This is a genomic window from Desulfosalsimonas sp., from assembly GCF_055149105.1.
In genome coordinates, this window is sequence record NZ_JBSRLA010000019.1 from 26,020 (window position 1) to 48,594 (window position 22,575).

The following is a 22,575-nucleotide window of genomic DNA, read 5'->3' on the forward strand; positions in this document are numbered from 1 at the left end:
ATTGAAGGAACAAGAAGAGCTCGTCGTGGGGCTGGACATCGGCACGACCAAGATTTGTGCGGTGGTGGCCGAGGTTTCCGGCGGCAAGGTCAACATTATCGGTATCGGCACCCATCCGTCCATCGGCCTGCGCAAAGGCGTGGTTGTCAATATCGATTCCACGGTGGACTCGATTAAAAAGGCGGTCCAGGATGCCGAACTTATGGCGGGCTGCGAGATTTCATCGGTTTATGCCGGCATTGCCGGCGGTCATATCACGGGCTTTAACAGCCACGGGGTCATTGCCATCAAGGGCAACGAGATCACCCAGGCCGATGTCAACCGGGTGATCGAGGCGGCCCGTGCCGTGGCCATTCCCATGGACCGGGAGGTCATTCACGTGCTTCCCCAGGAGTTTATCATCGACGGCGAAGCCGGAATCCAGAACCCTGTCGGCATGGCCGGTGTGCGCCTGGAGGCCCGGATCCACATTGTCACCGGCGCCGTGACTTCGGCCCAGAACATTGTCAAATGCGCCAATCAGGCGGGTCTCGACGTCTGTGACATCATTCTCGAACCCATTGCCTCCTGCGAGTCCGTGCTCACTCCGGAAGAAAGGGAGGTGGGCACCGGGCTGATCGATCTGGGCGGGGGCACAACCGATCTGGCGGTTTTTTCCGGAAATACCATCCGGCATACTTTTGTCCTGTCCCTTGGCGGAAACAACATGACCAATGATATTTCCGTGGGACTTCGGGTACCCATGGCCGAAGCCGAGCGCGTCAAAAAGGAGCATGGCACCTGTGTGGCCGACAAGATTAAAAGCGACGAAACCATTGATCTGCCCAATGTCGGCGGCCGGCAGGGACGGAAACTGCCCAGGCAGATCCTGGCCGAGATTCTGGAGCCCCGGGTGGAGGAAATTTTTGCCCTGATCCGAAGGGAAATCCACCGGGCAAACATGAAGGAGGAAATCGCCTCGGGCATCGTGCTTACCGGAGGTGCATCGCTTCTCGACGGCATTGGTGAAATTGCCGAGTCGGTTTTTGAAGTCCCGGTGCGCCTGGGTGCCCCGCATGGCATCAGCGGGCTTGTGGATGTGGTCAACAATCCCATGTATGCCACTGGTGTGGGGCTGGTGCTTTACGGGGCCAAGGACGAGGAACGAAAAAAATTCCGCATCCGGGATACCAATATTTTCCACCGGATCATGAACCGGATGAAGCGGTGGTTCAAAGAGGTGTTGTAAAAAATCCGGAATTGCCGGGATTTGAAATCAATAAATAAACAACAGACGATCAACAGACGACGAATACAGGAGGTCGACAATGGATTTTACCTATCTCGACAATGAAAATTCCGCAAAAATCAAGGTCATCGGCGTCGGCGGCGGCGGGGGCAACGCTGTCAACAACATGATCGACTCCCAGCTAAACGGGGTCAAATTCATCGTGGCCAACACAGATGCCCAGGCACTGGCCCATGCCAAGGCCAACACCAAGATTCAGCTCGGCGAGGCGCTCACCGAGGGACTCGGCGCCGGGGCCGATCCGTCGGTGGGCCGCAATGCGGCACTGGAGTCTGCAGATCTGCTGCGTGAGGCCTTAAGCGACAGCCACATGGTTTTTATTGCCGCCGGTCTTGGCGGGGGAACCGGAACGGGAGCGGCCCCTGTGATCGCAGAGATCTGCAAGGAACTCGGGGCTCTGACCGTGGCGGTGGTCACCAAGCCGTTTAAGTTCGAGGCCAGAAAGCGCAGCAAGCAGGCAGAGGAAGGAATTGCACAGCTCAAGGAAGTGGCCGACACTGTCATCACCATTCCCAATGACCGGCTGCGGGGCCTGGCAAAGAAAAACGCCACACTCATTGACATGTTCCGGATGGCCGACGAAATTCTTCATCATTCGGTTAAGGGCATCACGGATCTGATCATGCATCCCGGCCTGATCAACCTCGATTTTGCCGATGTCAAGACCATCATGTCCAAGTCCGGCATGGCCATCATGGGCATCGGGATTTCCACAGGCGATAACCGGGCCATTGAAGCCGCGGAAAAGGCCATTTCCCATCCGCTTCTGGAGGACAACTCCATTTCCGGGGCCAAGGGTGTGCTCATGAACATCACCTGCAACTCCGAGCTGACCATGGAAGAGGCCATCGAGGCCTCGGAGCGGATTTACAATGAAATCGGCGATGATGACGTGGAAATCATCTGGGGTACGGCCATGGACGACAGTCTGGAAGATGAGATGCGCATTACCGTTATTGCCACAGGAATCGGAAGCATGGATGAAACGGAGATGCATCTGCCCAAAAAGTCCGTGCGCCAGCTAAAAGATGTCAAACGGGGAGTGGTCCGGGATTATACCTCCGAAGACCGGGAATACGAAAAAAATCTCAACCAGCCCACCTTCTGGCGGGTCAAGCAGCAGAAGGCCGAAGAAAAGCAGGCCGGCCGGGACAACCAGAAAAAAAAGGCGGTCAACAGCATGGATGACTATTTTGACATGGACATGCTTGACGTACCCACGTTTCTGAGGCGAAAGGCCGATTAACCACAACAGCCTGTGCACTGCGTTTTCCGGATGTCCAAGATTTAAAATTCTTGACAAATGGATCGTCACGTAATAGAGGCAGTAACTTGAAACTTGGAATTTATTCGGCGATCCATAAGGCAAGGCCGAACCTTTTGCATCAGGTGACTGGATGTGCCGGGTTTGACTTGCAAAGCGTGCCCCGTGAAAGGAAACAGCAGGTTATGTTTGAGAATAATGAACGCAAAATTGCCTATGTCATTGCGCTGGTCTGCCTTGTTGCCGGCATTGTCGTTTATGCCGCACTGCCGTCGAAATCCTTGGAACAACCGGTGCGCGTGATGTATGAAAGTACCGGTGACAATGTATTGTTTTCGCATTTGGAGCACACCGAGGATTACGGGCAGGATTGTTTTGCCTGCCATCACGAGATTGCCTACGATGAAAGCAAAGGGCATGCTTCCTGCGGATCCTGCCATGATGCCGAAAGCACCCGGGTTCCGGCGTTCGGGCAAGAGGGCCTGTTTGACCATGAGACCCACAGCCAGTACTATGGCCTGTCGTGCACGGATTGTCATCACATGTATGATCCCGACAGCGGATCTCAGCCTCAGAACTGCAATGCCTGCCACATGGAAACCGGTGATGAGTATATGCCGAGCCTCAGCGATTCCTACCACCAGCAGTGCATTGGATGCCATCAGGATTTCGGCGTGGGACCCACCACGGAAAACTGCAATGACTGTCACGGACCCCGCAAGCGCGCGGATGCTTTTCACGATCAGTGCACCGGCTGCCACGAGCAGGCGGGTCAGGGGCCCCTCAGAGACGACTGCACGGGCTGTCATGCCTACTAGGACAAAGCGGGCACGGCAAAAATGATAGGCTCATTACAATAAGTCCAAGCAAGCAAAGGTAGATCCATGATCAAGCGCTCATTTATCGGAATTACAGCACCCCGGCTGACCTACGAGGTTATCGAAGAGGCGCCTGCCGAGCCCATGACTGTCAGGCCCGCAAAGCGGATCACCCTTTTGATGGATGCGCCCATGGAAAAAACCGGCGGCGTTTTGCTCAAATCCGGTGATGCCGTACAGCAGGGCCAGCGGCTGCAATTGTTTGAAAACAATCCCGTACCCTGCGCCATTAGCCCCGTGGCCGGCAAAATCGAATCCGTGGAGCCGTTTTTGGGGATTATGGAAAGACAGATGACCGCAGTGGTCATTGCTCTGGAGGGTTCGGGGGATCAGAGCCGGGATACCGGGTTCAAAAATGTTTTCAAATCCGCAGGCCTTTCCGAGGCAGACCGGTTTCTCAGGGATTTGCCCGGCCGTCCGGATTTCTCTGTTTTCAACCGGCCTGACAGACCGGTTAAAACCATTGCGGTTATGGGTACAGAGCAGGACCTGACGGCAGTTACCCAGCAATATGTGATCGGAACCAACATTGCCGGGGTTAAAAGCGGAATCGATGCATTGAGAAAGATTGCCGGCATCCAGAATATCCAGCTTGTGGTCTACCCGCACATGGTGCAGGTGGCAGGTTCCTCCGGCGCCGGAATCAAAACCGTGGATTTGCAGTATCCGGCCGGCAGCACGGACATGATCCGCATGGCCCTGGAAGCAAAGCAGGAGAGGAATACCGAGGTGGCCTTTTTTACGGCAGAGGCTGCGGTTGCGGTTGGTGCGGCCCTTCAGACCGGGGAGCTGCCGGTGGACAAACTGCTCACCGTTGTAAGAAAGGACGGTACACGCCAGTTGATCAAGGCCCCGGTCGGGACCCATGTTTCCGACATTCTTGAGGCCGTCCGCCAGAGCGTGGAGGCCGGGGACCGGGTGATTCTCGGCGGTCCCATGACCGGGCATGCGGTTTTTTCCCTGGAGCAGCCCATTACGCCGGACACTGACATCCTCATGATTCAGGATCATTCTGAGCTTCCGGAATTTTCCGATATTCCCTGCACCAACTGCGGCAGCTGTGTCAGGGTATGTCCGGTCAGCATTCCGGTCAACGAACTGGTCCGGTATCTGGATGCCGGTGAATATGAGCAGGCCGCGGAAAACGCAAGCCTGTTTGCCTGTATAGAATGCGGTTTATGCGCTTATGTGTGCGAATCCCGGATACCTATACTACAGTTTATCGCACTGGCCAAGCATGCGGTGCAACGCCTGAAAGCAGCGGAGGAAGAGAATGCCTGATCGAAAGAAGCTGACTGTTTCCTATGCCCCGTTCTGGCATGACGGCAGCAGAATAAGCACCAAGCACTATCATATCATGGCCGCCACCCTGCTGGCCGTGATCGCCGGTTTGCTTCGTTACGGGATGCCTGCCCTTGGGGTTCTGGCCCTGTCGGTGGGATCGGCAATGGCCTGGGAATACCTCATGAACCGGGTCACCCGCAGGCCTGTTTCCATCGGGGACGGAAACGCAGCCCTGATCGGCCTGCTTTTCGGGATGCTGCTTCCGGCCGTGATTCCATGGTGGGTTGTGATTACCGGTACCTTTGTGGGCGTGGTCATCGGCAAACAGATTTATGGCGGCATCGGCGGCAATCCCTTTAATCCCGTGGCCGTGGCTTATGCCATCCTGATGATTTCCTGGCCCATTTATTTTGATTTCAATGCCGCCCTGGTGGATTATCCGTTTGAATTTACCGCCGCCTATCCGCTTGTGCTCATGAAAGCCTACGGTTCTGCCGGGATTGAGTCATTTTCCCTGGTCGACCTGCTTCTTGGCCGGCAAACAGGAGGAATTGGTGCCACTTTCGGCCTCGGTCTGCTCATCGGGGGCGTCTACCTGATGATCCGGGGCTTTATCCGCTGGGAAATAGCTGTTTCTTTCCTTGCGGGTGTTTTGGTTTCCGCTCTATGCTTTAATCTTTACAACCCTGAGGTTTATGCCGGACCCGGGGTTCACCTGCTCACCGGGTTTACCCTGATGGGCGCCTTTTTTCTGGCCACAGAGGATTCCTCCTCACCGGTTCATTTTATTCCCATGCTCATTTACGGGGCCCTTGGCGGGGTGCTCACCGTGCTGATCCGAAACCAGGGTGCCCATGTTGACGGGGTGATATACGCCATCCTGATCATCAATCTGGTTCATCCGCTTATTGATAAAATCAGACCCAAAGCCACGGGAAGGGTTATGCATCATGCGTGAAATGATTAAAATGGTCGTTGTCCTGGTTGTGCTAAGCAGCCTTTCAGGAGGAGTGCTCGGGGCTTTGAAAAATGCGACCGAGGAGCGCATCGACAATCAGGTGTTGAAATTCGTCAAAGGCCCGGCCATTGAAAACATCTTCAAGGAAGCGGATAATGATCCGGTGGCCGACCGGTTCTCGCTCACTGTGGGAGAAGAAGAGAAAAATTTCTTTGTGGCCGTCTACGATGGCAATCCCAAAGCCGTTGCCTTTGAGACTTTTGCCAGCGGGTTTGGCGGGGATATGGGGGTGATGATTGCCGTTGACGTGGAAACCGATGAGATTATTGGTATCAGCGTCACAACTCACAATGAAACCCCCGGCATCGGGGCGACCATCGAGACAAACGAGGATTTCAAAAAACAGTTTAACGGCAAACCCGTAACAGGCGGCCACAATGTTAAAGACGACGGTGGCGATATTACGGCCATGTCCGGTGCAACGGTTACCTCTCGGGCGGCCTGCAAGGCGGTGACCAGGGCCGGTGACATATACGAGCAGGTCAAATCCCAAATCAGAGACCAGGTGAAAAACTTTACCGGCTAGGAGCGAATAGATCATGGCGAAAACCATCGGGCAGGAATTTGTAAAGGGCTTGTGGGAGGAAATCCCGCCGTTTCGACTGGTGCTCGGTCTGTGTCCCACACTGGCGGTGACCAAATCGGTTGAAAACGGAATCGGGATGGGAGTGGCAACCACGTTCGTGCTGGTATGTGCCAACATGCTGGTCTCCATCTTAAGCGGCGTGATTCCCTCAAAGATTCGGATTGCCTGTTTTATCATTATCATTGCCACGTTTGTGACCGTGGTGGAATTGATGATGCAGGCCTATGCGTATCAGCTGTTTTTAAACCTCGGGATTTTTATCCCCCTCATTGTGGTCAATTGTATCGTTCTCGGGCGGTCTGAGGCCTTTGCCTCCAAAAACAAGCTGGTGCCATCTCTTGCCGATGGCCTGGGCATCGGACTCGGATATACCCTTTCGCTGACCGTGATCAGTGCAGTCCGCGAAAGTCTGGGTACCGGCCAGCTGATGGGCGCTCAGGTGTTTCCGTCGTCCTTTGAACCCTTTGCCTTTATGGTGGAGGCGCCGGGCGCATTTATCTGCCTGGGCTTGTTGTTGTGTATTATGAATATCATAGGCAAGAAATAGCGGCCGCCCGGGTTTATCCGGATGCGGGTCATGCTGAAGATCGATTGAACATAGTTTTGCCGGCCGGGGTTCAAAAAGCCGGGCGGCAGCCGGGCACGGGAGAAGCATTATGGGCGATTATACAGTCCTGATTATCAGCAGTATTCTTATCAACAACATCGTTTTGGCGCAATATCTGGGCATCTGCCCTTTTATCGGCACTTCCAAGAAAATGGAAACCGCCACGGGCATGGCCGGCGCAGTGGTTTTTGTCATGACCCTGGCCGCCATTATTACCTGGACCATTGACACGTACTTTCTCAAAACCCTGGGAATTGAATTTCTGCGCACCATTGCCTTTATCCTGGTGATCGCGTCCCTGGTCCAGTTTGTTGAGATGTTTCTCAAAAAAAGCATTCCCGCCCTTTATGCCGGCCTGGGGATCTTTCTGCCATTAATCACCACCAACTGCGCGGTAATGGGTGTGTGTCTGATCAATATCAAGGAAGAATACAATTTTCTTCAGGCGCTGACCTCGTCGATCGCCTATGCCATTGGTTTCGGCCTTGCACTTGTCCTGTTTGCCGGTGTGCGTGAGCGGGTGATTCTCGGCCGGGTTCCCCGGCCCCTGCAGGACACGTCCATCGGGCTTGTGACCGCGGGTATGCTGGCGCTTGCTTTTATCGGTTTCCGGGGCCTGGTATAGGCGGGAGACGTTTGTTTCCGGCATTGATAAATCTTTATTCCTGAAGTCAATCAAAGGGGATCGCAGTGATAGAAGCAATACTTTTTACATTGGGCCTTGGCGGCGTTTGCGGGGTGGCCCTGAGTGTGGCCTCCAAGGTGTTTTATGTGTATGAGGATCCGCGGATCGCCAAAGTGGAGGGTCTTCTTGCCGGCGCCAACTGTGGTGGATGCGGATATGCTGGCTGTTCGTCTGCAGCCGTGGCCGTTGTCAACGGAGATGCCCCGCCAAACGTCTGTATCCTGGTCGGGCCGGAAAATGTTTCCGCCATTGCCGCCATCATGGGATCAGAAGCGGGCACGGCCGAACCCTTGAAATCCTATAACAACTGTCAGGGGGGACACCGGGCAACGGACCGTTTCGTTTACCAGGGGCTGAACCAATGCAGTGCCGTGAGCGCCCTTTACGGCGGCAAGAGAGACTGCCAGATCGGTTGCCTGGGTTTTGGTGATTGCGTCAATGCCTGCAAATTTGACGCGCTCTGCATCGGTCCCAACGGTTATCCCATCGTGGATAAGGACAAGTGCGTGGGATGCGGGGCATGCGAGCGGGTCTGCCCCAAGTCCATTATTGAAGTGCGGACCATGTCCCAGCGGCTGCTTCATCTCAACACCGAGGATGATGCGCTGGCCCCCTGCCAGCAGACCTGCCCGGCAGAAATTGACATTCCCAGATATGTCACGCATATCCGGGAAGGTGAATATGACTCTGCAGTGGATACCATCCGTGAGCGCAATCCTTTGCTGCTTGCCTGCGGCCGGGTTTGCCCGCATCCCTGTGAGGAATACTGCAGACGTTCCATCGAAGACGAAGAAGCCGTGTCCATCAACCAGCTCAAGCGCTTTGCCGCGGACATGGAAATGAATTCCGGCAAACGTCTTCCAATATCCAAGGCCCCGGATACCGGTAAGCGGGTGGCTGTTGTGGGCGGCGGGCCTGCGGGCTTGAGCTGTGCCTATTTTCTCCGCCGGGTGGGGCACAGTGTGACCGTATTTGAAGCCATGCCCAAACTCGGCGGTATGCTTCGCTATGGCATCCCGGAATACCGCCTCCCCAAGGCGGTCCTGGACTGGGAGATCGAGGGGATTTTAAATCTTGGCATTGATCATCATACAAATGTGAAAATGGGCCTGGATTTTGACCTGGGTTCCCTTGTTGGCGGCGGTTTTGACGCCATTTTCATGGGTGTGGGCGCATGGAAGGACTACAAGCTCAAAATACCCGGTGAAAATCTAACCGGTTGTTTTACGGGCATTAATTTTTTGTCTGCCATCGGCAACCAGGAAAAAGTGGATATCGGAAAACGCGCCGCAGTCATCGGCGGCGGCAATACGGCCATTGACTGTGTGCGGACCCTGATCCGTATGGGTGTTGAAAAGGTCTATCTGGTCTACCGCCGGACCCGGAAGGAAATGCCGGCCAATGACGTTGAAATCGTGGCCGCGGAACACGAGGGAGTGGAATTTGTTTTCCTGGCTGCGCCCAATAAGGTGATCGAGGATGAAAACGGCAGTGTTGCAGGCCTGGAATACCTTCAGATGGAACTTGGCGAACCGGATGCAAGCGGCCGCAGGCGCCCGGTGCCGGTTGAAGGCTCTGAGACCGTGCTTGATGTGGATACCATTATCACCGCCATCGGCCAGTCCCCGGATACGGCATTCCGCACGCCCGGCACGCGCATGGAGGAGCTCAACCTCACACGGTGGGATACCATAGATGTCAATCCCTATACCTGCCAGTCCAATGTGCCCTATATTTTTGCCGCAGGCGACGGGGCCACGGGCCCGGCGCTCGTGGTGGACGCCATTGGCGGCGGCCGAAGGGCGGCCAGAGGCATAGATCTGTTTTTAAAGGGAAAGCCGGTAACCGCCCAGAATCGTGCTCTTCTGTCCCAGCGGCACATTCCGGAATCAATCTTTACATCCGTGCCGGGGGTGGGCAAAACCAAGAGAAAACCCATGCCGGAGCTGCCGGTCCAGGAACGCATTCACAGCTTTATTGAGGCAGATCTTGTCCTGGCTGAACCGGATGCCCTGGAAGAAGCCGGCCGGTGTTTAAACTGCTGCCGTTTGTGTTATAATCCCGACAACCCAAGAAATGCAGCCTGATCTGACTGTTATTCAAATCTTGCATTAAACAAAAGCCGTTGGCTGGATGATTGTTTCCGCAGCGGCTTTTTTGCGTTCTCCGGGCGCTGTCTGAACCGGTATACAAAACACTGAAACCTTGTTAATGAAATAATACAGCCTTATCCGATGAGGGGGCTGAATAGCTACGCATACTTTGTTACCGGCCTTGAGAAAAGGAGGAGATATGGCAGTCGATGTTGCCCAGCAAAGAAGGGACATGGAAGCCCGCCTGCGTGCCCTTGTCCGCGAAGCCGAGGAAATGGATGCCAAAATTCGGGCCTATCTTGCTGACAGGGACAACAAGCCGCATCCCCGCCATCATGAATTTATTGAAAGAATACAAAATATGCGCCTTGATCCGGAAATTTCCAATCGATATCTGGAAATCCTTTTGGATAATCTGCAATGGAAGGTGTACCATTTAAGCCGTGCCTGGGGGCAGTTATGGGACAATGCCGAGGCCGCGCGCAAACGCCGGTCCGGACATTTTCGGACCGCAGAAGGGAAAGGGTCTGAAAACAATCGTCCCGACCGGACCGCTAATGACAAAAGACGTGTCTATTCTTTGGACCGGCTCTGGGCGGTTCAGCAGGAAAAGCTTGAGAGTTTGGGAGAAAATCCGGAGTCGGAGGATCGTGATGCCTTTGTGCAGCGCATCAAGCAGCGCTATGGGCAACTGGCTTCGGAGAAGAAACCTGATGAAGAGATCGTGATGACTTTTGACAGGCAAAGCCGGCGCTGTACCCTGGCTGTTAAAAAGCATTCAAAGGGTTCCAATGGATGATGCATTTGCCCTTTTCAGCCACTGAGGTCTTTTTCCATGGCTTTCTGCAGTCGGAGCATGTCATCGGGGCGGGGGGCGGTCATTCGCAAAATCCGGCCGCTTTGAGGGTGGCTTAAAACAATGTGTCTGGCATGAAGCATCTGGCGAAAGCTTTGATGATAGATTCTTTTCAGGTCCGGAAAACTCCGGCAGGCCTTTCCGGCGCGCCGGCAGCCGTATACGGCATCGCCAATCACCGGATGGCCGATGGCTGCAAGGTGCACCCGGATCTGGTGGGTGCGGCCGGTGCGGATTTGGCATTCAAGTCTGGCCGCCCGGGCAAACCGCTGAACAACCCGCCAGGTTGTTTCAGCGTGTCTTGAGGGCAAATCCGGATCTTCGGCAGCAGCCATTTTTTTCCGGTCTACGGGATGCCGGAAAATCGGAAGGGTGATCCGTCCCCAGTCCCCTTCAGGGTTTCCGAGCACAAACGCATCATAGGTTTTCTCTACTGTCCGATGTTGAAACTGGCGGGTCAATGACGTCCACGCCCCCTGGGTGCGGGCAGCAATCAAGACACCCGATGTGTCTTTGTCCAGCCTGTGGACAATGCCGGGCCGGGAAGGTTCAGAGCCGATGTTTTGAATTTCCGGGAAATGAAATGCCAGCCCCTGGGCAATGGTGCCGGTGAGGTTGCCGGCGGCCGGGTGCACGACCATTCCGGGCGGTTTATTGATCACAATGATATGCGCATCAATATAGAGCAGATCCAGGTCAAGGGGTTCGGCGATGAGGGGGCGGCAGGCAATGGCGGAAATCGGCTCCGGTACCCGGGGCGGCACGGAAACAATGTCCCCGGCATTCACCCGGTACCCGGGCTTTTTGAAACCGCTCCCGACAAGGACCTGTTGCTTTTTGATCCAGTTTGCAGCAGTGTTTCTGGAGCATTCGGGAACCAGTGATGCCACGAATTGATCCAGGCGCAATCCGGCCTGATCAGCGTCAACAACAAGGGTGATGTGCCCATCAGAACGGGTCATTCAGCCTGTTTGCTGCCGTTACCGTTGTTGTCAAAAAGCGATTCGATCTCAGTCCAGACCTGGCTTTCCTCCTGGTTTTTGGCTGTGCAGATTTCCCGCATCAAAAGGGTTCTGGCCGTATCCAGCAGTTTGCGCTCCCCGAATGATAAATCCTTGGAAAGCTTGAGCATGTAAAGGTCCCGGAACACGGCGGCCACATCAAAAGGCGATCCGGTTTTCAGCTTATCCATGTATTCCTTGTACCGGCGGTTCCATGTCTGGTTGTCCTGCAAATCGTCTTTTTTCTCAGTAAGTACGGCGTAAATATCAGGAATCTGCGTTTTGTCCACAACCGTACGCAGGCCCACCGAATCCACGTTGCTGGTGGGAATCATGATGACCATTCCGTTGTCAATGATTTTCATGATGTAGAAATCGTGCGTGTCACCGTTAATCACCCGGCTTTCAATGGATTCGATGCGGCCGACGCCGTGGGCCGGATAGACGGCCAGGTCACCGACTTCAAAATGCTTGCTCAGGTCTTTTTGGGGTTGTGCTTTTTCAGCCATAGTTTTCACCAAAGGTTATGCAAAGTTTATTCCTAAAAAATGATATATATCATTTTTTGGAAGGTGAATCAACAAAAAAAGGGCCGGTGAATTTCACCGGCCCTTTTTGGCTTGGTTATGTAACTGATGCGTTGCTTACAGCAGGAACGGCACCATGAGCAGGGCAACCACGTTGAGAATCTTGATCATCGGGTTGACCGCAGGGCCGGCCGTATCCTTGTACGGGTCGCCGACGGTGTCGCCGGTGACCGCGGCTTTGTGGGCATCGCTGCCCTTGCCGCCGAAATAACCGTCTTCAATGTATTTTTTGGCATTGTCCCAGGCCGCGCCACCGGTGGTCATGGAGATGGCCACAAACAGACCGGTCACGATACTGCCGATCAGCAGTCCGCCAAGGGCGATTTTGCCGAGAAACAGGCCGACCAGCAAGGGAGCCACCACAGGCAGCAGGGCCGGAATCAGCATTTCCTTGAGCGCGAACTTGGTGACGATATCCACGCATGCACCATAGTCGGGTTTGGCGGTTCCTTCCATGATGCCCGGGATTTCACGGAACTGCCGGCGAACTTCATCCACAACCGCACTGCCTGCCCGACCCACTGCGTTCATGGCAATGGAGGCAAACAGGAAGGGCAGCAGACCGCCGATAAACAGACCGATGATCACGTTAACGTCGCTGAGGCCGAAGTTCAGGGCTGCAGCGGCTTCCTCGGTTCCGGCCTGGAGAACGAATTCCTGGGTGTAGCAGGAAAACAGCACCAGTGCGGCCAGACCGGCAGAACCAATGGCATAGCCTTTGGTCACGGCTTTTGTTGTGTTGCCAACCGCATCCAGGGGATCGGTGACAGCACGGACACTTTCATCGAGGTCCGCCATTTCGGCGATGCCGCCGGCATTGTCAGTGATGGGGCCGTAAGCGTCAATGGCAATGACCATACCGGTCATCGACAGCATGGCAACTGCGGCAATGGCAATGCCATAAAGATCAGCAAAGCCGTAAGCTACGCCGATGCCCACACAGATGGCAAGCACGGGAGCTGCAGTGGCCTGCATGCTGATGGCCAGGCCGGCGATGATGTTGGTGGCATGGCCGGTGGTGGAGGCTTCGGCAATGGCTTTGACCGGGCCGTAAATGCCGGTATAATACTCAGTGATAATGACGATGACCACTGTGAGCACAAGACCCACCAGGGATGCGTAAAACAGGTTGATCCCCGGAATGCCGCCGATTGTGTCCACCATGTTGACGGTGAAAACGTAAAAGGCCAGAGCGGCCAGGATGGCTGCGCCAAACATTCCTTTGTACAGGGCGCCCATGATGTATTCATTTTTGCCCAGACGCACAAAAAGAGTGGCAATAATGGAGGCGATAATGGAAATCGCGCCAAGAACCATGGGATAATGAACAGCCATGGGCTCTTCGGGGAAAAACAGGTGGCCCAGCAGCATGGCTGCCACAACGGTCACCGCATAGGTTTCAAAAAGGTCTGCGGCCATACCGGCGCAGTCGCCGACGTTGTCTCCGACATTATCGGCAATGGTGGCCGGGTTTCTCGGGTCGTCTTCGGGAATGCCGGCTTCGACCTTGCCCACCAGGTCCGCACCCACGTCAGCACCCTTGGTAAAGATGCCGCCGCCGAGACGGGCAAAGATGGAAATCAGGCTGCCGCCAAAACCCAGTGCCACCAGGGGCACCACGTCTTCGACAACTGTGTAAAAACCGGCAATGGCGGTCAGGGCTAGACCGGCAACCAGCATACCTGTCACGGAACCGCCGCGGAAGGCCATTTTCAGACCTGCGGACAGACCGCCCTTGGCGGCTTCTGCCGTTCGGATGTTGGCCAGAACCGATACCCGCATGCCGATGTAGCCGGCCAGGTAAGAGGCCACTGCGCCCACGGCAAAACCCACTGCAGTGGTGGTGCCGAGGCTGAAAAAGATAATGATAAAAATCGCCACGCCAACGATCACAATGGTCTTGAGCTGGCGGTTCAGGTAGGCGATTGCGCCTTCCTGAATGGCATTTGCGATTTCCACCATTTTTTCCGTGCCGGTGGGGGCGGTTTTGATCATGCCGGCCACAATCAGGGAATAAATAATCCCGAGTGCACCGATTAAGGTACAAGTTAGCGGAATGTTTTCCATAATAACTTCCATGCCTACCTCCCTAAAAGTTTAGGTTAAAAAAATCAGACACCTAGAGAACCTGCTTTTGATTGAAACGATTCATTGCAACCGGCAATCCCTCATCGATCATTGTTAGCACGGAAAGACCTGCGCTTTCAATCACAGGACCGAAAAAGCGCTGCTCTTCGGCAGTGAATTTGCCCAGCACCCAGCCCGTGACATCCATCGGCGCAGCAGGTCGTCCGATGCCGATTCGAAGCCTTGGAAAACCTCCTGACGAAAAGGCTTCCATGATCGATTTAATGCCGTTGTGCCCTCCGTGACCTCCTTTCTCTTTGAATTTTATTTGTCCTTTTTCTATATCCAGATCATCATGTATGACCAGTATCTGCGAAATTTCAATGTTGTAGTAATCCGCCAGCTGCCGAAGAGGCGGTCCGCTCCGGTTCATGTAGTCCATTGGCTGCGCGATGATGATCCGCCGCCCGCCGCGCCGGCCGGTCCCGAAGCGTGCTTTGAATTTGTTTTGATCCAGGGTCACGCCGCAGCGTGCGGCCGCATCCTCAGCAACCCGGAATCCCACATTGTGGCGGGTAAGGGCATAGCCGCGGCCCGGGTTGCCCAATCCGGCAATCAGCCATGCTCCGGTCTGCACAGTTATTCTTCGGCCTCTTCTCCGGAACCGGCTTCTTCGGCTTCACCCTCGGCAGCCTCTTCGCCTTCCTCAGCACCTTCTTCTTCCAGAGCCTCTTCCTCGGGTTCCTCCATCTTCGGGCTGACCACGGTCAGGATCGTGAAATCGACTTCATAGGGAATTTCCACGTTTTCCGGAAGCGGTACCTCGCTGACATGAACCGAGTCTCCCATTTCAAGCGGGGTAATATCAATTTCAATCTGTTCCGGAATATTGGCCGGCAGACAGTAGACTTCCAGTTCTCTGCGGATGATCTGCAGAATGCCGCCTTCCTCCACACCGTTGGATGTGCCCGTGGTGGTCACAGGTACCATCACGGAAATTTTCTGGTCCATCTTGATTTCATAAAAATCAATGTGAAGGTAATGATCCTTGACAGGATCGCGCTGGAATTCCTTGATCATGACAGTCTGACGACGGTTTCCGCCGTTTTCAACAGCCAGATTGATCAGACCCCGGGTAAACTGGGGGTTGTTAAACATCCGTTCAAGTTCACGGATGCTCACCGACAGGGGCTGGCTTTCAATGTTGGCCCCGTAGAGCACCGCCGGAATACGGCCTGCGCGCCGCAGGGTGCGGGCTGCGCCTTTGCCGGTTTCCTGGCGGGGTTGCGCGTTTAGCTTGATGATATCCAAAATGTATCCTCCAAATAAATGTCTTATGCAGCATATTTGATCAAACGAACAAAGATGTCACGGAATCGCCGGTGTGGCTTCGGTAAATGGCCTCGCCAAACAATTCGGCAATGCTGAGCACGGTGATCTTGTCGCATGTTTTGGGTTTTCCCGACAACGGGATTGTGTCTGTGACCACCATGGATTTTAAACTTGAGGCGTTGATCCGGTCGATCGCCGGCCCGGAGAGAACCGCATGCGTACAGCAGGCATGAACTTCTTTGGCACCGTTGGCCGAAATTGCATTGGCCGCCTCGGTCAGGGTGCCGGCAGTATCGGCCATGTCGTCGAGAATAAGGGCCTTTTTGCCTTCCACGTTTCCGATGACCGCCATGGCCTTGGCCTGGTTGGGGGCGGAACGTCGCTTGTCAATGATGGCCAGGCCCGCATTTAATCGTTTGGCAAATGCCCTTGCCCTTTCCACGCCGCCGGCATCCGGTGAGACGATCACCAGGTCTTCGGAAAATTGCCTGCGCATATGGTTGATCAGCACAGGGGCGGCAAACAAATTGTCCACGGGAATGTCAAAAAAACCCTGGATCTGGCCGGCATGGAGATCCATGGTGATCACCCGGTTGGCGCCGGCCCGGGTCAGCAGGTCGGCCACCAGTTTGGCGCTGATGGGCACCCTGGGGGCCACTTTTTTGTCCTGGCGGGCATAGCCGAAATAGGGGATCACCGCAGTGATTCGCCTGGCTGATGAGCGCTTGAACGCGTCGATCATCAGCAAAAGTTCCACCAGATGATCATTGACCGGATAACAGGTGGACTGCATTACAAACACGTCCTTTGCCCGGACATTGTCATCGATTTCGATCTGTACTTCACCGTCGCTGAAGCGCTTTACTTTGGCATTGCCCAGGGGCTGGTTCAAATAGCTGCAGACAGACTCTGCCAATTGCGGATTGGATAGGCCGGAAAAAATGATATATCCGTTGTTTTCCACTTTCCCTTCCCCTTTCCCGGGGTTGAACTTTACTGGTGAAACCGATTGTGAAATGGCTGGGGCGGGAGGATTCGAACCTCCGAATGCAGGAACCAAAATCCTGTGTCTTACCGCTTGACTACGCCCCAGCAACCGGTGGTTTGTTTTTTTCGCCCCGCAGAATCAGTGTCAGCAAATCAGGCTGGTTTCAAACACCTGCCATGTGCCCCGCAGGGCAGATAACCGATCAAAAGCCTGCCGGGCCTGCCGGTCATCTGAAAAAAGGCCGAAAACCGAAGATCCGCTGCCGCTCATCAACGCCTTTACCGCCCCGCAATCCATAAGCGCCAGTTTGGCCTTACTGATTTCCGGACACAGTTTCATGGCCGGCGGTTCAAGCGCATTGTAAAGCTGCCTTGCGAAATCGGCTTTCCAGCCTGATTCGAAAGTAAATTTTGTATGTATTTTTTTGTTTTTTGTCAATGCCAAATTCAATTTTTTATAGACTTCGGCAGTGGATACGGGGCATCCGGGATAGATCAGCACCAGGTTGAATCGGGGCAGGCCGGAAAAGGGGGAAAGCTTTTCGCCAATACCGACGGCAATGGCCGGCCGGCCGTATATGAAAAACGGTACATCCGCTCCGAGTCTAAGCCCAAGCTTCATGAGCCTGTCGGCGGGGAGGGGATTTTCAAACAAGCGGTTGAGCCCGGTGAGAACGGCTGCCGCATCGCTGCTGCCACCGCCCAGGCCGGCACCCACGGGGATGTGTTTGTCAATGGAAATCATTGTTTCGGCAGAAAAGCCGGTTTCTGCAAAAAAGGCTGCTGCCGCGGCCCATGCCAGGTTGGCCCGGCCCGAAGGCACAAGCCGATGGGGGCATGTAACCGTAATGTCGCCGGAAGTGGCTGCAAGATCACATGACAAACGGACGGTATCATGAATCCCGATGGGGCACATCAGGGATCGGAGTTCATGATAGCCGTCCGTTCGTTTGCCAAGGACATCCAGGAACAAATTGATTTTTGCCGGAGCCTGGATTTCCACGGGACAAAATTATTTGGTCAGCTTGATAATGGTAATGCCCTGTCTGGGCCGCAGCACGTAAAATGACAGGGTTTGCCCGGATTCCGCATCCTGAATTATTTTTCTAAAATCCGTGACTGAACCGATTTTTTCATGATTGATTTCACGGATGATATCGCCTTTTTGAAATCCGGCTTCGGCCGCCTTGCTGTCCCGGGCCACCTGGGTAACGATAACACCCCGGACTTCTTCAAGGTTTAATTGCCTGGCCATTTCCCGGCTCAAATCCGTGACATCAAGGCCCAGTTCCGCTTCCTGATTGCTTCCGGGCGTCTGGCCCCGGCTGCGGTCAGCGAGTTTTTCTTCTTCCCGCTTGGCCACTTCAACATTAAATGTCCGGGTTTTGCCTTCACGGATTAATTTGATTTCTGCCTTTTGCCCGGGTTTGATCGCGGCAATGCGCCGGGAGAGTTCCCTGGGCGAGTCAACGTCCTTGCCGTTGACTTCAGTGATGATATCATTTGGTCTGATACCGGCTTTGTCCGCGGGATCGCCTTTGAAAACCTGGGTGATCATAACGCCCTGGTCGACATCATAATATTGCTTTAACTCGTCATTGAGTTCCTGGATGGCCACGCCAAGCCATCCCCGGGTCACTTCACCGCTTTCTTTGAGCTCGGTGATGATATTTTTGGCAAGGTCCGAGGGAATGGCAAATCCGATTCCCTTGCCCCCGGCAACAATGGCGGTGTTAATGCCGATGACCTCACCGTTCATGTTCAGCAGCGGCCCGCCGCTGTTTCCCGGGTTAATGGAGGCGTCTGTCTGAATGAAATCGTCATATGGGCCGGCTCCGATGACCCTTCCCTTGGCGCTGACAATACCGGCTGTTACCGTGTGCTCCAGGCCGAAAGGATTGCCGATGGCCACCACCCACTGGCCGATTTTCATGTCGCTGGAATCGCCCAGCTCCAGGGAGGGCAGTTTTTCATCCGCCTCGATTTTGATCAGGGCCAGATCCGTATTGGGGTCAGTGCCGATGATTTCAGCGTCATACTCATTTCCGTTTTTAAGCTTTACCTGGATCTGATCGGCATTTTCGATCACATGGTTGTTGGTGACAATATGGCCCTGCCGGTCCAGGATAAAGCCGGAGCCCAGGCTTCTTTGCTTGAATTCGCGAGGATACTGCTGGTCAAAGAAACGATCGAAAAATTCATCAAACGGACCGCCCTGCGGGGGCCCCTGGGGCCCGAAGAAATGCTTGAACACCTGGCCGCCGTTATCAACGGTTTTCACGGTACGAATGTTGACCACCGACGGGCCCGCCTCTTCTGCCAGCTGGGTAAAATTGGCAGGAACCTTGGTTTGCTGCTCAGGCTGGTTGCCGGCAGCAGATGTGGCGTAAGGCAGGGGCGTCAGAAAAAATCCGGCAGCCGTCAAAGCGGTCACGGTTATGATTACAGTGACCCATCCGGTCGGTTTTACTTGCAGTCCCATACTCGCTTTGCCTCCTTGTCAAAGTGCTTGCGGGTTGTCGGGATTTCCGGAAACCCGCTATTCACCCCCGGTTTCTTTTACATACAACAAACGTAATTCATACAAGACGTTTGTCAATAACCGCTTTTCCTCGTCTGTGAGGTTGCCCCGGGTTTTTTCCTCCAGCATGGCAATCACGTCAATGGTCTGCTTGGCCACGGGCAGGTTTTTGGCCGTGGCCAAGCTGGTGGGATCCGCGTGCTGACCCAGATGAACCAGGGCCGAGGAATTTAACGACAAAAGAAAGGTAATGAAGTTGATCTCCGGCATGACAGATCCGGAATGCAAATTGGGATCGTTTCCTTTGTCTTGTTGTACCATCTCCGGTTTTCTCCCTTTTGAAGTTATAGTTCCATTGTTCTGACCGATATGACCTTGGGCAGGGCCATGAGCGCGTCAACCACGTTTTGCGAAATGGGCGTGTCGGTTCGCAGCAGAATAATATTGTGCTCGCCGCCTTCTTCCAGCCCCACCTGCATCCTGGAGATATTGATGCCGTGATCACCCAGGGTGGTTCCGATACTGCCGATGGCCCCGGGTTCGTCCAGATTGTGGATCAGGGCGAGGTGGCCTTTGGGGATGATTTCAATGCGGAAATCATCAATGCGGACAATACGGGGATCGCTTTTGCCGAAAACCGTTCCCGCCACAGTCAGGGTTTTTTCCGGCCCCGTGATTTTGGTGGTGATCATGTGCAGAAAATCGGTGGTTTCCGGGGAACTGGATTCGGTGATTTTAATGCCGTGCTCCTTGGCAATGTAGTGGGCATTGACGGCATTGACCTCGGCACCCAGCCGGTAGCTCAGCAGCCCCTGGATAAAGGCGGAGGTCACCGGCATCAGGTCATATCCGAAAAAATCGCCGTTGTAGAGAATGTTGATTTCCTTTAACTGTTCGGTCATGAACTGGGCATGGAGCATGCCCATTTTTTCTGCCAGGCGGATAAACGGTCCGAGCTGCTCCAGGGCCTGGCCGGAAATGGAGGGCACATTGACAGCATTGACCACGTTGTTGTGCTTTAAATATTCCACGATCTGGTTGGCCACGGCCACGGCCACATTGGTCTGGGCCTCAAATGTGGATGCGCCCAGGTGCGGCGTCAGGATCACTTTTTCGGACTGCAGCAGCCGAAGGTCTGCCGGCGGGGGTTCCTGGGCAAAAACGTCCAGGGCCGCGCCGGCCACCTTGCCGGATTCAAGCGCGTCATACAGGGCTTCTTCATCCACAATTCCGCCGCGGGCGCAGTTAATAAGCATGACCCCGTCCTTCATTTTTGCCAGGGCCTCTGCATTGATCATATTGGCCGTGCCCTTGTTTTTGGGCACATGAATGGTGATGTAATCGGCCCGGGCGTAAAGCTCATCAATGCGGACGGATTCGAATCCCTGTTTTTCTATTGTCTCGTCCTGGACCACCGGATCATAGACCAAAACTTTCATTTTCAGGCCCCGGGCCCGGTCTGCGACCACGGAACCGATCTTGCCAAAACCGATCACACCCAGTGTCTTGTTGTAGATTTCCCGGCCCATGAGTTTTTTCTTGTCCCACCGGCCCGTTTTTAGCGAGGCGGTTCCCTGGGCGATATTGCGGCTCAAAGAAAGCATCATGGAAATGGCGTGCTCGGCTGTTGTCACCACGTTGCCGCCCGGGGTGTTCATGACCACCACGCCCCTGCGGGTGGCCGCCGGGATGTCCACGTTATCCAGGCCGATACCGGCCCGGCCAACCACTTTCAGGTTTTCCGCAGCTTCCAGCAGTTCATCGGTCACCCGGGTGGCGCTGCGGATGACCAGGGCATGATAAGGCCCGATCTCTGCCTTGAGTTCTTCGGGCGAAAGCCCGGTTTTCACATCCACATCCAGCCCGGCTGCCTTAAATATTTCAATTCCGGCTTCACCCAGATTGTCGCTGACAAGTACCTTCATTCACAAACCTCCACAGTCTCCTGTTATGTTTTGATTCTGTTGCCGATCGAATGCGGTTTTTTTCTCTGGTTATCTGAAAATGCAGCGGAAATCCAGCGCATTTCCGGATATCCAAAGAACTTTTGACCGAAACCGGGTTAAGCCTTACCATGCCGGGCCACAGCTGCGGTTATGCCCGGATTTCATTCTGTACCCGGGAAATGGTGTTTTCCACGGTGTTTCGGATTGCATCCAGGCGGTTTTGCGAAAGGGCCTCAAAGCGCATGACCAGGGCCGGCTGGGTGTTGGATGCGCGCACAAGCCCCCATCCGTCGTCAAATACAATTCTTACTCCGTCAATGTCAATGACCTGATACTGATCCGCCAGAAGCTGCCGGGCCCGCTCCACCACGTCAAATTTTACCTCATCGTCGCAGTCCACCCGGATTTCCGGGGTGCTCACGGTTTCCGGGACATCTTTTAACAGATCGTCAATGGTGCCGCCGGTTTCTGAAAGAATTTCAATTAACCGGCACGAGGCATAAATCGCGTCGTCAAAGCCGAAATACCGGTCGGCAAAAAACATATGACCGCTCATTTCCCCGGCCAGCTCAGCTTTTTCCGTCTTCATCTTTTCCTTGATCAGGGAATGGCCGGTTTTCCACATCACGGCCCGGCCCCCGTGGCGTTCAATATCGTCATACATGGTCTTGGAGCACTTGACCTCGGATATGAACGCAGCCCCTGGCTTTCGGGACAAAATCTCCCTTGCAAAAATGATCATGAGCTGATCTCCGTAAATCACCCGGCCGTTTTGGTCCACCACGCCGATGCGGTCGCCGTCTCCGTCATAGCCGATGCCCAGATCCAGGCTTTTGGCCCGCACCAGGGCGATGAGATCGGCCTGGTTTTCCATTACAGTGGGATCGGCCTCGTGATTGGGAAACCGGCCATCCATGTCGCAATAAAGATCATAAACCTTGCACCCCAGGGACTTGAGCAGGGGCACGGCAACAACGCCGGCAGTGCCGTTGCCGGCGTCAATGCCCACCTGCAGCTGTCGCCTGATGCTGACATTGTCCCGGATGTAGTCCTGGTAAGGAGTGATGGCATCGGCTTTGCTCACCCGTCCCTGTCCGGTTTGGAAATGGCCTTTTTCCGCGATTTGCGCAATTTCGGCAATCTGTTCACCGTGGACTGAGTCCGTGCCCTTGCAGATCTTAAATCCGTTGTATTCCGGCGGGTTGTGACTGGCTGTCACCATGATGCCGCCGTGGGTCTGCAGGTGCCAGATGGAAAAATAAAGCACCGGCGTGGGGCAGACCCCGATGTCGATGACATCGCAGCCCGATTCGGTCAAACCCTGGGTCAGGTTGCCGGCCCAGCGCTCAGAGGTCAGCCGGCAGTCCCGGCCCACGCTCAATGTGGTGCATCCGTATCCGGCCATGTAAGTGCCCATGGCCCGGCCCAGCAGGTAAACCTCATGGTCGGTTATATCCTTGTCCGCGATCGCCCGGATGTCGTATTCCCTGAAAATAGCCGGATTCACAGCCGTTTTTCCTCCTTGATTTTACTTAATATTTAATTGCTTAACACTGCCTGTAAAAAAGACTTCTC

General features: G+C 54.6%; 21 protein-coding genes and 1 tRNA gene. 10 read left to right on the plus strand and 12 right to left on the minus strand.

The window, feature by feature from the left end; translation table 11 throughout:
* Position 1: 1 nt before the first annotated feature.
* The 10 genes from ftsA (at position 2) to ACTCIA_RS06575 (ending at position 10,502) form a co-directional block, all read left to right on the plus strand.
* Positions 2 to 1,228, plus strand: coding sequence for a cell division protein FtsA (gene ftsA, locus ACTCIA_RS06530; RefSeq protein WP_463000998.1), 1,227 nt, complete (start codon positions 2 to 4; stop codon positions 1,226 to 1,228).
* 79 nt (positions 1,229 to 1,307) lie between these two features.
* Positions 1,308 to 2,534 carry a cell division protein FtsZ gene (gene ftsZ / locus ACTCIA_RS06535; RefSeq protein ID WP_463000999.1) on the plus strand — a complete coding sequence of 409 codons (1,227 nt, stop codon included), beginning with the start codon at positions 1,308 to 1,310 and terminating at the stop codon, positions 2,532 to 2,534.
* A 203-nt stretch (positions 2,535 to 2,737) separates the two neighbouring features.
* Complete coding sequence (locus ACTCIA_RS06540; RefSeq protein ID WP_463001000.1) at positions 2,738 to 3,370, plus strand: cytochrome c3 family protein; 633 nt, start codon at positions 2,738 to 2,740, stop codon at positions 3,368 to 3,370.
* Positions 3,371 to 3,436: 66 nt separating this feature from the next.
* Complete coding sequence (locus tag ACTCIA_RS06545; RefSeq protein ID WP_463001001.1) at positions 3,437 to 4,711, plus strand: 4Fe-4S dicluster domain-containing protein; 1,275 nt, start codon at positions 3,437 to 3,439, stop codon at positions 4,709 to 4,711.
* Positions 4,704 to 5,672, plus strand: a complete 969-nt coding sequence (locus ACTCIA_RS06550) for an RnfABCDGE type electron transport complex subunit D (protein ID WP_463001002.1) — start codon at positions 4,704 to 4,706, stop codon at positions 5,670 to 5,672. The genes ACTCIA_RS06545 and ACTCIA_RS06550 overlap by 8 nt, the downstream gene beginning before the upstream one ends.
* Positions 5,665 to 6,258, plus strand: coding sequence for an RnfABCDGE type electron transport complex subunit G (gene rnfG / locus ACTCIA_RS06555; RefSeq protein WP_463001003.1), 594 nt, complete (start codon positions 5,665 to 5,667; stop codon positions 6,256 to 6,258). The genes ACTCIA_RS06550 and rnfG overlap by 8 nt, the downstream gene beginning before the upstream one ends.
* A gap of 13 nt (positions 6,259 to 6,271) precedes the next feature.
* Positions 6,272 to 6,865, plus strand: a complete 594-nt coding sequence (gene rsxE, locus ACTCIA_RS06560) for an electron transport complex subunit RsxE (RefSeq protein WP_463001004.1) — start codon at positions 6,272 to 6,274, stop codon at positions 6,863 to 6,865.
* A 109-nt stretch (positions 6,866 to 6,974) separates the two neighbouring features.
* Positions 6,975 to 7,550, plus strand: coding sequence for an electron transport complex subunit RsxA (gene rsxA / locus ACTCIA_RS06565; RefSeq protein ID WP_463001005.1), 576 nt, complete (start codon positions 6,975 to 6,977; stop codon positions 7,548 to 7,550).
* A 65-nt stretch (positions 7,551 to 7,615) separates the two neighbouring features.
* Positions 7,616 to 9,697, plus strand: a complete 2,082-nt coding sequence (locus ACTCIA_RS06570; RefSeq protein ID WP_463001006.1) for an FAD-dependent oxidoreductase — start codon at positions 7,616 to 7,618, stop codon at positions 9,695 to 9,697.
* 205 nt (positions 9,698 to 9,902) lie between these two features.
* The gene (locus ACTCIA_RS06575) at positions 9,903 to 10,502 is read left to right on the plus strand and encodes a hypothetical protein (protein WP_463001007.1); all 600 of its coding nucleotides are present in this window, start codon (positions 9,903 to 9,905) and stop codon (positions 10,500 to 10,502) included.
* 14 nt (positions 10,503 to 10,516) lie between these two features.
* Here ACTCIA_RS06575 and ACTCIA_RS06580 read toward each other — a convergent pair whose 3' ends face one another.
* The 12 genes from ACTCIA_RS06580 to ACTCIA_RS06635 all read right to left on the minus strand — a co-directional run bounded on the left by ACTCIA_RS06580 (position 10,517) and on the right by ACTCIA_RS06635 (position 22,507).
* Positions 10,517 to 11,521 carry an RluA family pseudouridine synthase gene (locus tag ACTCIA_RS06580; RefSeq protein WP_463001008.1) on the minus strand — a complete coding sequence of 335 codons (1,005 nt, stop codon included), beginning with the start codon at positions 11,519 to 11,521 and terminating at the stop codon, positions 10,517 to 10,519.
* The gene (locus tag ACTCIA_RS06585; RefSeq protein WP_463001009.1) at positions 11,518 to 12,069 is read right to left on the minus strand and encodes a CarD family transcriptional regulator; all 552 of its coding nucleotides are present in this window, start codon (positions 12,067 to 12,069) and stop codon (positions 11,518 to 11,520) included. The genes ACTCIA_RS06580 and ACTCIA_RS06585 overlap by 4 nt, the downstream gene beginning before the upstream one ends.
* A 135-nt stretch (positions 12,070 to 12,204) precedes the next feature.
* Complete coding sequence (locus tag ACTCIA_RS06590; protein WP_463001010.1) at positions 12,205 to 14,226, minus strand: sodium-translocating pyrophosphatase; 2,022 nt, start codon at positions 14,224 to 14,226, stop codon at positions 12,205 to 12,207.
* Positions 14,227 to 14,266: 40 nt separating this feature from the next.
* Complete coding sequence (pth, locus tag ACTCIA_RS06595) at positions 14,267 to 14,851, minus strand: aminoacyl-tRNA hydrolase (RefSeq protein ID WP_463001011.1); 585 nt, start codon at positions 14,849 to 14,851, stop codon at positions 14,267 to 14,269.
* Positions 14,852 to 14,853: 2 nt separating this feature from the next.
* Positions 14,854 to 15,525 carry a 50S ribosomal protein L25/general stress protein Ctc gene (locus ACTCIA_RS06600; RefSeq protein ID WP_463001012.1) on the minus strand — a complete coding sequence of 224 codons (672 nt, stop codon included), beginning with the start codon at positions 15,523 to 15,525 and terminating at the stop codon, positions 14,854 to 14,856.
* A 40-nt stretch (positions 15,526 to 15,565) separates the two neighbouring features.
* Positions 15,566 to 16,510 (minus strand): ribose-phosphate diphosphokinase, encoded by a 945-nt coding sequence (locus ACTCIA_RS06605; protein ID WP_463001013.1) that lies wholly within the window; start codon positions 16,508 to 16,510, stop codon positions 15,566 to 15,568.
* 53 nt (positions 16,511 to 16,563) lie between these two features.
* Positions 16,564 to 16,638 (minus strand) — tRNA-Gln (locus ACTCIA_RS06610).
* 40 nt (positions 16,639 to 16,678) lie between these two features.
* Positions 16,679 to 17,536, minus strand: coding sequence for a 4-(cytidine 5'-diphospho)-2-C-methyl-D-erythritol kinase (locus ACTCIA_RS06615; RefSeq protein WP_463001014.1), 858 nt, complete (start codon positions 17,534 to 17,536; stop codon positions 16,679 to 16,681).
* Between the two features lie 9 nt (positions 17,537 to 17,545).
* Positions 17,546 to 19,015: a Do family serine endopeptidase gene (locus ACTCIA_RS06620; protein WP_463001015.1), complete on the minus strand. Its 1,470-nt coding sequence runs from the start codon at positions 19,013 to 19,015 to the stop codon at positions 17,546 to 17,548.
* 57 nt (positions 19,016 to 19,072) lie between these two features.
* Positions 19,073 to 19,375, minus strand: coding sequence for a DUF1844 domain-containing protein (locus tag ACTCIA_RS06625; protein WP_463001016.1), 303 nt, complete (start codon positions 19,373 to 19,375; stop codon positions 19,073 to 19,075).
* Between the two features lie 23 nt (positions 19,376 to 19,398).
* The gene (gene serA / locus ACTCIA_RS06630) at positions 19,399 to 20,979 is read right to left on the minus strand and encodes a phosphoglycerate dehydrogenase (protein ID WP_463001017.1); all 1,581 of its coding nucleotides are present in this window, start codon (positions 20,977 to 20,979) and stop codon (positions 19,399 to 19,401) included.
* A 169-nt stretch (positions 20,980 to 21,148) separates the two neighbouring features.
* Complete coding sequence (locus tag ACTCIA_RS06635) at positions 21,149 to 22,507, minus strand: phosphomannomutase/phosphoglucomutase (protein WP_463001018.1); 1,359 nt, start codon at positions 22,505 to 22,507, stop codon at positions 21,149 to 21,151.
* Positions 22,508 to 22,575 lie beyond the last annotated feature (68 nt).